This is a genomic window from Sorangium sp. So ce406, from assembly GCF_051474675.1.
GTDB classification, from domain to species: Bacteria; Myxococcota_A; Polyangia; order Polyangiales; family Polyangiaceae; genus Sorangium; species Sorangium cellulosum_G.
The window spans coordinates 3,671,461-3,685,242 of record NZ_CP150340.1 but is presented as its reverse complement, the minus strand read 5'-3'; the positions used below and the strand labels follow the sequence as shown (position 1 = coordinate 3,685,242).

General features: G+C 72.2%; 9 protein-coding genes and 1 pseudogene. 4 read left to right on the top strand and 6 right to left on the bottom strand.

All coding sequences use genetic code 11. The annotated features are described in order from the left end of the window. Nucleotides 1-2: 2 nt before the first annotated feature. Nucleotides 3-869, bottom strand: a complete 867-nt coding sequence (locus WME96_RS13750; protein ID WP_437290582.1) for a fumarylacetoacetate hydrolase family protein — start codon at nucleotides 867-869, stop codon at nucleotides 3-5. Further along, nucleotides 866-1,063 (bottom strand): aldehyde dehydrogenase family protein, encoded by a 198-nt coding sequence (locus WME96_RS13745; RefSeq protein WP_437290581.1) that lies wholly within the window; start codon nucleotides 1,061-1,063, stop codon nucleotides 866-868. Before WME96_RS13745 ends, WME96_RS13750 begins: the two co-directional genes overlap by 4 nt. A 129-nt stretch (nucleotides 1,064-1,192) precedes the next feature. Between WME96_RS13745 and WME96_RS13740 the strand changes: the two genes are divergently transcribed. Beyond that, nucleotides 1,193-2,320: a hypothetical protein gene (locus WME96_RS13740; RefSeq protein ID WP_437290580.1), complete on the top strand. Its 1,128-nt coding sequence runs from the start codon at nucleotides 1,193-1,195 to the stop codon at nucleotides 2,318-2,320. A gap of 157 nt (nucleotides 2,321-2,477) precedes the next feature. Beyond that, nucleotides 2,478-3,980 carry a hypothetical protein gene (locus WME96_RS13735; RefSeq protein WP_437290579.1) on the top strand — a complete coding sequence of 501 codons (1,503 nt, stop codon included), beginning with the start codon at nucleotides 2,478-2,480 and terminating at the stop codon, nucleotides 3,978-3,980. 199 nt (nucleotides 3,981-4,179) lie between these two features. Here WME96_RS13735 and WME96_RS13730 read toward each other — a convergent pair whose 3' ends face one another. After that, the gene (locus WME96_RS13730; RefSeq protein WP_437290578.1) at nucleotides 4,180-5,463 is read right to left on the bottom strand and encodes an expansin EXLX1 family cellulose-binding protein; all 1,284 of its coding nucleotides are present in this window, start codon (nucleotides 5,461-5,463) and stop codon (nucleotides 4,180-4,182) included. A 439-nt stretch (nucleotides 5,464-5,902) separates the two neighbouring features. On the opposite strand from WME96_RS13730, the gene WME96_RS13725 reads away from it, so the two are divergent. Both WME96_RS13725 and WME96_RS13720 read left to right on the top strand, forming a co-directional pair. Continuing rightward, nucleotides 5,903-7,312, top strand: coding sequence for a 3' terminal RNA ribose 2'-O-methyltransferase Hen1 (locus tag WME96_RS13725; RefSeq protein ID WP_437290577.1), 1,410 nt, complete (start codon nucleotides 5,903-5,905; stop codon nucleotides 7,310-7,312). Further along, the gene (locus WME96_RS13720; protein WP_437290576.1) at nucleotides 7,309-9,876 is read left to right on the top strand and encodes a polynucleotide kinase-phosphatase; all 2,568 of its coding nucleotides are present in this window, start codon (nucleotides 7,309-7,311) and stop codon (nucleotides 9,874-9,876) included. The genes WME96_RS13725 and WME96_RS13720 overlap by 4 nt, the downstream gene beginning before the upstream one ends. 151 nt (nucleotides 9,877-10,027) lie before the next feature. Here the strand turns inward: WME96_RS13720 and WME96_RS13715 are convergent, their stop codons facing one another. The 3 genes and pseudogenes from WME96_RS13715 to WME96_RS13705 all read right to left on the bottom strand — a co-directional run bounded on the left by WME96_RS13715 (nucleotide 10,028) and on the right by WME96_RS13705 (nucleotide 13,773). Continuing rightward, nucleotides 10,028-11,494, bottom strand: a complete 1,467-nt coding sequence (locus WME96_RS13715; protein WP_437292315.1) for a dockerin — start codon at nucleotides 11,492-11,494, stop codon at nucleotides 10,028-10,030. A 33-nt stretch (nucleotides 11,495-11,527) separates the two neighbouring features. Further along, nucleotides 11,528-11,881 (bottom strand): annotated as a pseudogene (locus tag WME96_RS13710) (cellulose binding domain-containing protein); the annotation flags it as partial. Between the two features lie 500 nt (nucleotides 11,882-12,381). Then, nucleotides 12,382-13,773, bottom strand: coding sequence for an MFS transporter (locus WME96_RS13705; RefSeq protein WP_437290575.1), 1,392 nt, complete (start codon nucleotides 13,771-13,773; stop codon nucleotides 12,382-12,384). Nucleotides 13,774-13,782: the final 9 nt, after the last annotated feature.

The following is a 13,782-nucleotide window of genomic DNA, read 5'->3' as shown; positions in this document are numbered from 1 at the left end:
GGTTACCCCTGAGATACCGGATTTGCCAGCGTGCCGGCGCCGGGGATCGTGATCTCCACGAGGTCGCCAGGCTCGAGGGTGAACGAGTCTGGCGGCACGATGCCGGTCCCGGTCATGAGGACGACGCCCGCGGGGAAGCTCAGCTCGCGCGTGAGGTAGGCGACGAGCTCCTCGGGCGCGCGCCGCATCCTCGCTGTCGAGGTCTCCCCCGCGAACACAGCCTCGCCCTTGCGCCGGATCGCGAGCTGGATGGAGAGCGCGCGCAGATCCAGCCCGGGCTCGTCCGCGAGCGCGATGGCGGGGCCGAGCGCGCAGCAGCCGTCGTAGACCTTCGCCTGCGGCAGGTAGAGGGGATTGTCGCCCTCGATCGATCGCGACGAGACGTCGTTGCCGGCCGTGTAGCCGACGATGCGGCCCGCCGCGGACACGACGAGCGTGAGCTCTGGCTCGGGCACGTTCCAGCTCGAGTCGCGACGGATCCGCACCGGCGCGCCCGGGCCGGCGACCAGGCGGGGCGTTGCCTTGAAGAACAGCTCCGGGCGCTCGGCGTCGTACACGCGGTCGTAGAAGTCGCCGCCGCCGGCGCTCTCTTCCTTGCGCGCGCTGCGCGAGCGGTCGTAGGTGACGCCCGCCGCCCAGACTTCCTGCCCGTCGATCGGGGCGAGCAGCGGGACGTCGGGCGGCAGGGGGTGGGCTGCGACGCGCGCGCGCGCGTCGCGCACCGCGCCGAGGGGATCGGGCAGGGCAAGCCACGAGGCCACGGACGCGAACGCCTCCGGGGACGCCGCCGTCAAATCGTGGCGCGCTCCCCGCTCGTCCTCGAGCCCGAGACGCGGCCCGCCATTGCCCGCAAACCGAAACAGCTTCATGTCCGCGCCTCCCTGAGCACGACGGCGGAGTTCTTGCCGTCCATCCTGAGCTGACAGCGAATCCCTCGCTCGCCGCACGCGCGCGCGACGCTGCGGCCGGCCGCGACGGAAGCGGTGAACGAGGACCCGTCCACCTCGACCGTGGGTGCGGTGTTGAACGCCACCCCCACACGGTCGTGTAACGCCGGCCGCATGATCCACCATTTACGCGCCCTGTAAAGCCACTTCTTCGCTCTCGCCGCTGCTGCTCTCGTGCGCGCCGTGCGCGTCGTGCGCGCCGGCCCTGCCCGCGCCGCGCTCACGATCTGATAAAGCCCTGGCGAGTGCGCTCCTTCGCCATTCTGACCTGTCTCCTGCTCGCGCCCGCGCTCACCCCCGCGCGGGCTGCCGCGGCGCCCGCTGCGCCCCCGCAGGAGGCCGCGGCGGCCGCCTCGCGCGTCGCCATCCTCGAGGCCGACGCGGACGACGCGCTGGTCCGCGAGGCGGCGACGCGGCTCAAGGCCGAGCTCGGCGCCGCGGGGTTCGAGGTGGTGATCGTGCCGCTCGAGCGCGAGGGCGACGTGCGGGCTGCGCTCGAGCGCGCCGCGCAGGACGAGGGCGCGTTCGCGGCCGCGGCGATCTTCCGCTCCCGGGCGGGCGCCACCGCGGACCTCTGGATCGTCGACCGGGTGACGCAGAAGACGGTGGTGCGCACGGTGGAGGTCGCCGGCACCGCGGCGCCCTCGGTCATGGCGGTGCGCGCCGTCGAGCTCCTCCAGGCGAGCCTCCTGGAGGCGAACCTGCTCGCGTCGCGCGCGCGGCCCGGGGGCGCGGCGGGCGGCGGCGTCGCGGCCCCGGACGACGTGCAGCGCTGGATGGCGCCGGTGCGCCGGCAGGCCGCGGAGGACGCGGCGGCGGAGCGGCCCGGGATGTTCGCCGGCGTCGGTGTGGAGGCCGGGATCGCGGCGCTCCAGAGCACCGGCGGCGTCGGGCCGTCCCTGGGGCCCGCGCTGCGGCTGTCGTACGGCGGCGGCCCCGCCGGGCGCGGCGTGCTGCCCGCGGGGCTCGCGGCGCGGCTGACGTTCGCAGGGCCGACGCTCGGGCCGGCGCTCGAGGGCGCGCTCGGCACGGTGTCGGTCCGGCAGGAGATGGCGTTCCTCGAGGCGGTGTGGGCGATCGAGACGGGCGGCGCGGTCTCGCCCGTGCTCTCGGCGGGCCTCGGCGGGTATCACCTGTTCATCAGCGGCGACCCCCTGCCCCCGCTCCGGAGCGCGACAGGCGAGGTCTGGTCCGTGGCCGCGACCCTCGGCGGGGGCGCCGGGCTGCGCCTCACCGAGCGCGCGGCGCTCTTGCTGGACGTGCACGCGATCCTCGCCGAGCCGCGCGCCGTCGTGACGCTCGGCGGCGAGCGGCTCGGGACCGCGGGGCGGCCGACGTTCGCGGGGTTCCTGGGGCTGCTGGTGCGGCTCTGAGGCGGGCGGCGCCCGCGCGGCCCCCCGCGGGCGCAGGGGAGCTCCCTGCTGCATGAGGTCGCTTGTCCGCGTGGAGCGGCGCCGATTCCGGTACGGTGCGGAGACGCAGACAGCGCGCGCCTGATGTGGGCGGGGGCTCCTGGCCAGGGAGGCATCGATGAGCATTCGAGGATTTTCGGCGACCTTGCTCGCCACGTTCGCTTTCTCCACGGCGTTCCTTGGTTGCTCTGACGACGCGGGCGACGACCCCGGAGGGAGCTCGACGGGCACGGGCTCGGTCTCCGGGAGCGCCAGCTCGGGCGCAGGCGGCGACGGCGGCTCCAGCGCCGCGGGCGGCGACGGCGGCTCCAGCGCCGCGGGCGGCGACGGCGGCTCCAGCGCCGCAGGCGGCGACGGCGGCTCCAGCGCCGCGGGCGGCGACGGCGGCTCCAGCGCCGCGGGCGGCGACGGCGGCTCCAGCGCCGCGGGCGGCGACGGCGGCTCCGGCGCCGCAGGCGGCGGGGCGCGCCTCGCCGCCCGGTGCGAGGCCGACGCGGACTGCGGTCCTTCCGGCGTGTGCATCCCCGAGTCGGACTCCGAGTTCTTCGGCGGAGGCCCCGCGGGCGGGTACTGCACGGCGGCGTGCAGCGAGGACAGCGACTGTACCGGCGAGGGCAGCCTGTGCATCGGCGGCGCGTGCCTCCTCGGCTGCACGATCGGAGAGCCCCCGCTCGAAACCCTGGCGATGGAGCTCGATCCGGGGAAGTGCCAGGGTCGCGAGGATCTGCGCTGCGATGCGCTCGACGACGCGTCAATCTGCTTGCCGAGCTGCGGCTCGAACAGCCAGTGCACGGGCGGCCGCGTGTGCGACCCCCGGTGGAACCTCTGCGTCGACGACCCGACGACCGGGCTTCCCGACGGGTCCCCGTGCGAGCTCGGCCGGGACGGCGAGGACCCCTGCGCGTCGTGGTGCATCGATTTCGGCGGTGAGTCCGGTGTCTGCGCCGGACTCTGCGTCCTCGGCGGCGACATCGCCAACGACGACTGCGGAGGGCTGGAGAGCGGGCTCTGCCTCTACGGCCTCGCGACCGATTCCGGCGCTGGCGACGTCGGTGTCTGTGCCAACGCGTGCACGAGTCACAGCGACTGCCTGTTGCCGGACGCCTCCTGCGTGTCCGCGGGGCTCGAGTCCAACGGGTACTGCCTCTTCGGCGTGACGCCCTGTCCGAGGGGCCAGAGGCAGTGCGCACGAGGCGAGGTGTGCACCCGGACGCCCCAGGGCTCGTTGTGCCTCGACGAGACGTACCCGCTGGACGACGCCGGGGCAGGCGGCGCGGGCGGCGGGGGCGGCACCGGCGGTGACGGCGGCGCGGGGAGCGCGACCGGTACCGGCGGCGCGGGGAGCGCGACCGGTACCGGCGGCGCGGGGAGCGCGACTGGCACCGGCGGCGCGGGCGGCACCGGCGGCGAGGGCGGCACCGGCGGCGCCGGCGGCGAGGGCGGCGAGGGCGGCGCCGGCGGCGCGGCTGGCACCGGCGGCGCGGGCGGTACTGGCGAGGGCGGAGCCGGCGGCGCTGCCGCCGTCGGCGGCTCGGACGGCGCTGGTGGCGTCGGGGGTGCGGGCGGCTCGGCCGGCGCAGGAGGCGCGGGCGGCTCGACCGGTGCAGGAGGCGCGGGCTGACACGGGCGGCCGGCTGGCACCGGCTCGGGCGGGCTCGGCGCAGCCCTTTTCAGCGGGGAATTTGAGAGAAAATTGAACAGGGAGGCGGGGAGACGGGGAGTATCTTGAAGATTTCCTCCCCGTCTCCCCGCCTCCCTGTGATTTTTTTCCGAAGAATTCGAGGGGATACCTCAGCGCGCGATCCCCAACAGCGGTCGGATCACTCGCACGTCGAGAACTGGTCCGACGCGGACTGCTCGGCCGTGCTGACCTGGACCGTTGTCTCGATCGTCTCGCCGAGGACGTCGGTCACGCGCACGCGCCACGGCCCCGCCGGCATGCTGCCGTCGCCGACGCGCCAGTAGTTGTAGACTTGCCGCGTCGCCGCTCGCCAGGTCCCGTTGATCTGGACCTCGAGCTTGTCGATCGGCGTGCGATGGCCCTGCACGCGGAACTCGTTCCACCAGGTGTTCTGCTCCTTCAGCGAGATGGAGAGATCCCCCTCGACCGGACAGGGCACGTACTTCCACGAGATCCTCCCCCTGGCCCCGCCGTTGCCGGTGCCCAGATACCCCTCGTCGATCGACCCGATCTGCTGGAAGGCCTCCTGGCTCAGATCGATGTGCCCGGGCGTGCACTTCGGGTTGCCGCTCGAGGGGCACTGATCGACGACCGTCGCCACGACCTTGCGCCCGTCGTCGCGGCTCACCTCCACGCACGCCCCGCACGCGGCCGCCGTATCGTAATCGGCCGTGTTCATGGCCGCGAAATACCGCCCGCCGCCGGTCGCGACGTGCGCAATCCTGTCCGGGCTCGTCCCGAGGACAGGAAAGCTGCAGTTCACGACCCCGCCGGAGCCCTGGCCGAGCGTGTACCACGTCACCGACCCGTCGCCGTCCTCGTAGCTCGGCAGCGGGATCGAGCAGGTCCCGCCGTCCCCGCCGCCGGTCGTGGTGCCCACGCCCTCGGAGCTGCCGCCGGTGCCGCCGCTCGCGCTGCTGGTCGAGCCCCCGGTGCCGCCGCTCGCGCTGCTGGTCGAGCCCCCGCCGCTCCCCCCTGCCCCGCCGGCGCCGGTCGTCGCGCCCGATCCGGTCGTTCCGCCCGAGCCGGTCGATCCGTTCTGGATCATCGACACCATCACCGGCTGGTAGTCGCTCCCGGTCGCGCCCGCGCAGAACCCGAACTTGGCCGCGCCTCCCACCGGGATCGCGGGACGGTTGGCCTGCGGGGTCACCGTCAGGATCGAGCCGCTCCGGCTGGACTCGGCCTCCCAGAGGCTGATCAGGCTGGACTGCCGGAGATCGATCACCACGGTCCACGACGTCACCGGCGCGGTCCCCTCATTGGCGACGTTCACCTCGGCGCAGTAGCCGCTGCCCCAGTCGACCGACCTCGTCAGCGCCGCGACCCCGAGCCCATCGCTCGTGATCACGGCGCTGGTGAGGTCGCCCGCGCCATCGTCGCCCTCATCGCCCTGCACCGGAGCGGTGCACGCGGCAAGCAAGCCAAAGCCAAGCAAAGGTAGCACAGCAAAGGATCGAGAAGCCAAGGATCGCATCGCACTCTCCACAAGGTGGGCGCGCCGAGAGGGCGCAGCCGGTGACAACTCAATAATGCAGATTGCACAGCTCGCCATCACTCGAAGCCACAGAAGATCATTTTGAGAGACAACCACTCTGGAATGATCCCTCCTGAACGAAGACAGCCCGCGGATCCGCCGAACATTTCACCTCGGGCAAACGCACCTGCGCCGGCGCCAATTACCCACATCGAGCCCCACGGGCGCCCACACCACCACCGTTCCCCCGCGAACACGCGATCTCCGTCGATACAAGCTTGTCTTTCCACGGGCGACTCCCTGTCTCGGCGCCGGGGCGCGGCGCGCGCACGACGGCAGCCGCGATTGTCGCGAGTCGCCCCGCTCCCGTAGACTGCGGCCCCCGATGCTCCTCACGCTCACCACCACGCACCGGCCGGCGACCGACCTCGGCTACCTGCTCGTCAAGAACCCGGCGCACACGCAGTCGTTCTCGCTCTCGTTCGGCAAGGCGCACGTGTTCTATCCCGAGGCGACCGAGGAGCGGTGCACCGCGGCGCTCCTGCTCGACGTCGACCCCGTGGACCTCGTGCGCGGGCGCGGCATGGGCGAGCCGGGCACGCTCGCGCAGTACGTCAACGACCGGCCCTACGTCGCCTCGTCGTTCCTCTCCGTCGCGATCGCGCAGGTCTTCGGCTCCGCGCTCGGCGGCAAGTGCCGCGACCGCCCGGAGCTCGCCGACGCGCCGCTCCCCCTCTCGGCGACGATCGAGGCGCTGCCGTGCCGCGGCGGCGAGGCGCTGCTCCGGCGGCTGTTCGAGCCGCTCGGCTACGAGGTCGCGGCCGAGCGGCTCCCGCTCGACGAGGCGTTCCCGGAGTGGGGCCAGGGCTCGACCCTGCGCGTCTCGCTCGCGAGGACGTGCCGGCTCCGGGAGCTGCTCGCGCACCTCTACGTGCTCGTGCCCGTGCTCGACGACAAGAAGCACTATTACGTGGGCGACGCCGAGGTCGACAACCTCCTCGCCAAGGGCGAGGGCTGGCTCGCGGAGCACCCCGAGCGCGAGGCGATCGCGCTCCGCTACCTCAAGCACAGCCGCCCGCTCTTCCGCGCGGCGCTCGCGCGGCTCGTCGCCGACGACGACCCGAGCCCCGAGGAGACCGAGGACGAGAAGGCCGCGCCCGAGGACCGGGTCGAGGCGCGGATGAGCCTCGACGAGGAGCGCCGCGCGGCCGTCGTCGCCGCGCTCCGCCGGGCCGAGGCGCGGAGCGTGCTCGATCTCGGCTGCGGCGAGGGCAAGCTGCTGAAGCGCCTCGTCGACGAGCGCGTCTTCGAGCGCGTCGCCGGGGCCGACGTCTCGGTGCGCAGCCTCGAGATCGCGAAGAACCGGCTCCGCCTCGACGACCTGCCCGACAAGCAGAAGCGGCGCATCCAGCTCTTCCAGGCGTCCGTCACCTACCGGGACGCGCGCTTCTCGGGCTACGACGCCGTGACCCTGGTCGAGGTCATCGAGCACGTGGACCTCTCGCGCCTCGGCGCGCTCGCGCGCAGCGTCTTCGAGCACGCGCGCCCGCGCGTCGTCGTCGTGACCACGCCGAACGCCGAGTACAACGAGCGGTTCGAGGGCCTGCCGCGCGGCGCGCTCCGCCACGGCGATCACCGCTTCGAGTGGACGCGCGCCGAGTTCCACGCGTTCTGCGAGAAGGTCGCGGGCGCGCACGGCTACACGGTCGAGCACCTGCCCGTCGGCCCGATGGATCCCGCGCTCGGCGCGCCCACGCAGATGGCGGTCTTCCTGCGCGCCGAGGTGTCGCCGTGAGCGAGCAGAAGCCCCTCGCCGTCCCCGACCTCTCCCTCGTCGTGCTCGTCGGCGCGTCCGGCTCCGGCAAGAGCACGTTCGCGCGGGCGCACTTCAAGCCGACCGAGATCCTCTCGTCGGACCACTACCGCGGCGTCGTGTCCGACGACGAGAACGACCAGGCCGCCAGCGCGGACGCCTTCGAGGTGCTGCGCTTCATCGCGGGCAAGCGGCTCGCGGCCGGGCGGCTCACCGTCATCGACGCGACCAACGTGCAGGCGGACGCGCGCAGGCCGCTCGTCGCGCTCGCGCGCGAGCACCACGTGCTGCCGGTGGCCATCGTGCTCGACATGCCCGAGAAGCTCTGCCACGCGCGCAACGCCGGCCGGCCCGACCGGCAGTTCGGCCCGCACGTGGTCCGCGGCCAGAGCCGCGAGCTGCGCCGCTCGCTCAGGGACCTCCGGCGCGAGGGCTTCCGCTACGTGCACGTGCTCTCGTCGCCCGAGGAGGCCGCGGCGGCTGCGATCGAGCGGCAGCGCCTCTGGACCGACCGCCGCGACGACCACGGGCCGTTCGACATCATCGGCGACGTCCACGGCTGCTTCGACGAGCTCGTCGAGCTGCTCGAGGCGCTCGGCTACCGCCTGGAGGGGCTGCCGGACGCGCCGCGCGCGTCGCACCCCGAGGGCCGGCGCGCGCTCTTCCTCGGCGACCTCGTGGACCGCGGGCCGCGCTCGCCCGACGTGCTGCGCCTCGCGATGGCCATGGTCGCGTCGGGCGCGGCGCTGTGCGTGCCGGGCAACCACGACGTCAAGCTGCTCAAGAAGCTGCGCGGCCGCGACGTGAAGCCGACCCACGGCCTGGAGCTGACGCTCGCGCAGCTCGAGGTCGAGACGGACGAGTTCAAGGCGAAGGCGGCGGACTTCATCGACGGGCTCGTCAGCCACTACGTGCTCGACGACGGCAACCTCGCTGTCGCGCACGCGGGGGTCAAGGAGGCGTTCCAGGGCCGCGGATCGGGCGCGGTGCGCGAGTTCTGCCTGTACGGCGAGACCACGGGCGAGACCGACGAGTACGGCCTGCCGGTGCGGTACAACTGGGCGTCCGAGTACCGCGGCAAGGCGATGGTGGTCTACGGCCACACGCCGACGACCGTGGCCGAGTGGGAGAACCGCACCATCTGCATCGACACGGGGTGCGTGTTCGGCGGCGCGCTGACGGCGCTGCGCTACCCGGAGCGCGAGCTCGTCGAGGTCAAGGCGCGCCGCGTGTACTACGAGCCGAAGAAGCCGCTCGCGCCGCTCGCGGGCGAGCCGAGGGGCGGATCGCGCGGGCAGGACGCCGACGTGCTCGACATCGACGACGTGAGGGGCCGGCGCGCGATCCGCACGCGGATCCACGGCATGGTGACGATCCGCGAGGAGAACGCGGCGGCGGCGCTCGAGGCGATGAGCCGCTTCGCCGTGGATCCGCGGTGGCTCATCTACCTGCCGCCGACGATGTCGCCGACCGAGACGGCGAAGGACGGGGGCGTGCTCGAGCACCCGCGCGAGGCGTTCGCGTACTTCCGGCAGAACGGCGTGGGCCGCGTGGTGTGCGAGGAGAAGCACATGGGGTCGCGCGCGGTGCTGGTCGTGTGCCGCGACGAGGCCGCGCGGCGGCGGAGGTTCCGCCTCGACGAGGGGCCGCTCGGCGTGTGCACGACGCGCACGGGCAGGCCGTTCTTCGCGGACGAGGCGCGGAGCCGGGAGCTCATCGACCGGGTGCGCGCGGCGATGGACCACGCCGACCTGTGGACCGAGCTCCGCACCGACTGGGTCTGCCTCGACGCCGAGCTCCTGCCCTGGTCGGCGAAGGCGCAGGACCTCCTGCGCGGGCAGTACGCGGCCGTGGGCTCGTCCGGCCGCGCGTCGCTCGGCGCGGCGGTCCGGGCGCTGGAGCTCGCGGCCGCGCGGGACGAGAGCGCGCGGCCGCTGCTCGAGCGGCACGCGGCGCGGAGGGCGGCGATGGACGGGTATGTGGCCGCCTACCGCCGCTACTGCTGGCCGGTGCGCTCGCTCGCCGACATGCGGCTCGCCCCGTTCCACCTGCTCGCGAGCGAGGGCGCGGTGCACGCCGCGCGGGATCACGGCTTTCACCTGCGGATGCTGGCGCGCCTCAGCGAGGTCGATCCTGCGTTCTTCGTCCCCACCCCGCACCACGTTGTCGACCTCTCCGACCCGCAGAGCGAGGCCGCGGCGGTGGCCTTCTGGACGGAGATGGTCGAGCGCGGCGGCGAGGGGATGGTGGTCAAGTCGTGGGAGTGGGTGGTGCGCGGCCCGCGCGGGCTCGTCCAGCCGGCGATCAAGTGCCGCGGGCCGGAGTACCTGCGCATCATCTACGGCCCGGAGTACCTGATGCCGCAGCACCTCGCGCGGCTGCGGCACCGCAGCGTCTCGTCGAAGCGCGCGCTCGCGCTCCGGGAGTACGCGCTCGGCCTGGAGGCGCTCCACCGCTTCGTGGAGGGCGAGCCGCTCTACCGCGTGCACGAGTGCGTGTTCGGCGTGCTCGCGCTGGAGAGCGAGCCGGTCGATCCGAGGCTGTGACGGGAACGGGCGCAAACCGCGGCGACGAGCGCTGAGATCGCCGTGGCCAGACGTCTGGCCGTCCGTGGCCAGACGTCTGGCTGTCCGTGGCCAGACGTCTGGCCACGGCGCTCTACCGCGACGGCGCGGCTTCACGCGCCGCCAGCGAGGCTCAGGGCACCGGCATCTCGAACGCCACCGCGTAGTTCGGCTGGGCGACGCGCGTTATCGAGCCGACGAACGGATCCGAGTCGCGGAGCTGGCCCGAGCGCCACGTCCGGCCGGCGAACGCGGTGCCGTCGCTGGTCATCGCGTAGCCGACGAAGACGCCCGTCGCCGGGAGATCGCTGCCGACCGTGATGCGCACCGAGCTGCCCGAGATCTCGACGGAGCTGATCCGGATCCGGGAGCTCCCCGTGCGCACCTCGAAGCCCTTCCCCTGCGACCACTCGGTGAGCGCGCCCTGGTGCGGCGCGGGCAGCGTGTTGTCCCAGGCGAGCGGCGGCACGGGCACGTGGAAGTGCACCGTGATCACGCGGCCGCTGCGCTCGACGCGGGTCGGCTCCAGCGGCCGCCAGTCGCGGCCCTGCACCACCTTCTCGTGGTAGATCTGCCCGAGCTTCTCGCCGAGCCGCTCATAGCCATCCACCGTCATGTGGATGTTGTCGCTCGCGTACGGATACTGATACTTCGGCCCGGAGCAGATGATCTCGCCCGCGCGGTCGACGCCGACCTGCCACTGCGCGAGCGTGGAGGCCGACCGCTGGTTCGAGCCGGTCGGATAGGCGTGCTGCTGGGACACGAACATCGGGATCGACTGGGTCTGCCCCGTCAGGGGTTTGACGTCGGTGTTGTAGTCGGTCCAGAGCCGGATGAGATCGTTCTTGTAGCTCGCGCTGCCGGCGTCGGACTCTCCGTGGGTGATCACGATCGCGCCGACGCCGAACTTCTTGCCCTGCGCGCCGGCGAGGCGGGCGATCGCCGAGGTCTCGAACAGCGACGCCGCGTAGGCCCGACCCGTGGAGCCGGTGTCGCTGGCGCCCTTGCGGATGACCGACATGGCCTGTCCGCTCTCGCCGACGACCGTGTGCACGCTGATGTAATCGCGGCCCGTCGAGGCCTGCGCCAGCGTGGTGATCTGGTCGCCCATGGCCGTGTGCGGCGATTCGCCGTACATGTTGCGCGGATACGCGCTCGGATAGCCGGTGGCGAGCGGGCGGATGGGCTCGACAAGCGGCACCATCGAGAGCCCGGCGGCGTTCGGATTGAACGGAGGCACGCTGACGCTGCCCAGCGAGAGCTTGAGGTTGTGATAGCGCTGGGTGGTCGCTCTCACCGGCGTCGCCTGCGCGCCGACCGACAGGCTTTGCCCGGTGCCGATGATCCCGGCCCAGTCCCATCCAGGGCCCGTGGTGCCCCCACCTCCGCCGCCAGCGCCGCCAGCGCCGCCAGCACCGCCCGCGCCGCCCGCGCCGCCCGCGCCGCCAGCGCCGCCCGTTCCGGAGCTCACGGAGCTGCTGCTGGAGCTGCTGGAGCTGCTCGACGCGCTGCTGCTGGAGCTGCTCGACGCGCTGCTGCTGGAGCTCGCCGAGGTCGAGCCGCTGACCCCGCCGCCGTTGATCGACGCGATCGTGGGCATGCCGGCACCGACCCCGCAGAAGCCCCAGCTCGTCGAGGCGCCCCTGGCCAGCGCCGCGTTCCAGCTCAGGGGAGCGACGGAGAACTGGCCGCTCGACGGCGTGGTGGTCACGTTCCACGCGCTGTCCAGCCTGGAGCCGTTGAGCGCGATGACCATGCTCCAGGTGGAGATCGGGGCGGCGCCCACGTTCTTCAAGGACACGTTCGCGCAGTACCCCGACGCCCACTGCGACTGGACGGAGAGGACCGCCTCTATCGACCCGTCCGCGCTGACGACGCCGCCCTCCAGGGACGCGATCTCTTCGTCGTCCGTCGACGCGCCGATGCAGGCGACCAGGGAGCACGCGATCGAGGCCGAGCAGAGGCCCAGCAAGCTGATAAAGCGCATGAAGATTTCTCCTTGAAGTGATGAAGCGAGCCGCGAATCATTTCATCCAGGCGCACCACGCGGGCGCGGTGCGCGCAAAGCAAGGGACACGGCTCGCCCAGGCCACATTCCCGATCGACGGTTGTGTGATCACGACACGTCGCAATAGAGCTTGAGTGTTATTTCTCAGCTCGATCGCGAATCAAGAGCGATGGTCGCGCGATGTAATGAAGAGTCAGCGCAAGCGCACGATGCCCCCGAGCGATGAGCGGGAGGCGGTCACGGCAGGAGAAAGACGGCGGATGACAGGCGGACACGGCAGGAGATCGCTCGTCTTCGCCTGTCAGGCGGGATTGACAATGACTGAAGATCGATTCGTGTTCACGAGAGGCGAGCAGCGCTGAATGTGCCGCTCGCTCTCGTCGAAGCTGCCGTCTCACCGGATCCCCGGGGGAGCCCGGCGCGCTGCAGGCTGGCCGCAGCGACGGCGCGGCGGCCTCCGAGCGACCGCCTCGCGGCCGTCAGGACTCGCGCGGGCGCTCGAGCTCGTCCCAGAGGCGCACGTCGCTCTTCTCCTTCAGGAAGATGCCGCCGACCACCACGGTGATGAGCGCCACCGTGATCGGGTAGAGCAGGCCGGCGTAGATGTTGCCGGTCGCGACCGTCACCGAGGAGGCGATGAGCGGCAGCAGCCCGCCGAACACGCCGTTGCCGACGTGGTACGGGATCGACAGCGACGTGTAACGCACCTTGGCGGGGAAGGCCTCGACCAGGTAGGCCGCGATCGGGCCGTAGACCATCGTGACGAAGAGCACGAGCACGAACACGAGCGCGGTGAGCACCACCGGGCTGTCCGCGTTCTGCTTCATCGCCCAGAACACGGGGAAGAAGCCGATCGCGCCGAGCAGGTTGCCCGCGAGCATGATCTTCTTCCGGCCGATGCGATCGGACAGCGAGCCGAAGAAGACGAAGAACGGCATGCCCAGGGCGAGCGCGGCGGCGACCACGATCGTGGCCGTGATGAAGGGGACCTTCAGCGTGTTCTGCAGGAAGTAGAGGGCATAGAACTGGCCCGTGTACCAGACCACGCCCTGGCCGGCCGTCGCGCCGAAGAGGGCGATCAGGATGACCTTCCAGTTGCGCTTGTTGCCGAGGCTGTCCTTGATGGGCGCGGCCGACGTCTTCCCCTGCGCCTTCAGCTTGGAGAAGATCGGCGACTCCTTGAGGCGGGTACGCACATAAAAGGACACGGCGACGAGGACGACCGAGAGGAGGAACGGGACGCGCCAGCCCCACTCCTTGAAGGCGTCCTCGCCGAGCGCAAGGCGGGTCCCGAGGATCACCGCCAGCGAGACGAACAGGCCGAGCGTCGCCGTGATCTGGATGAACGAGGTGTAAAATCCGCGCTTCTCGTCGGGCGCGTGCTCGGCGACATACACCGCCGCGCCGCCGTACTCGCCGCCGAGCGCGAGGCCCTGCACGAGGCGGATCAGGACGAGCGCGAGCGGGGCGGCGAGCCCGATCGTCTCGTACGTCGGCAAGAAGCCGATGAGCGCCGTCGCGCCGCCCATGAGCAGCAGCGTCACGAGGAACGCGTACTTCCGGCCCACGATGTCGCCAATCCGCCCGAACACGAGCGCGCCGAACGGGCGGACGACGAAGCCCGTGGCGAAGGTGCCCAGCGTCAGCAGGAAGCCCGCTGTCGGGTTGTCCTTCGGAAAGAAATGGGTGGAGATGATCGCCGCGAGGCTCCCGAAAATATAGAAGTCGTACCACTCGATCATCGTGCCGCCCGCGGAGGCGAAGATGACCTTCCAGAGGGTCGCGCTGTCGACGACCTCGCGCTGGCCCTCACCGTCGCGGGCGAGGCTCGTGGGGTTCACTGCGAGGGTTTGGGGAGACGTCTGTGCCATAAGAGCAGT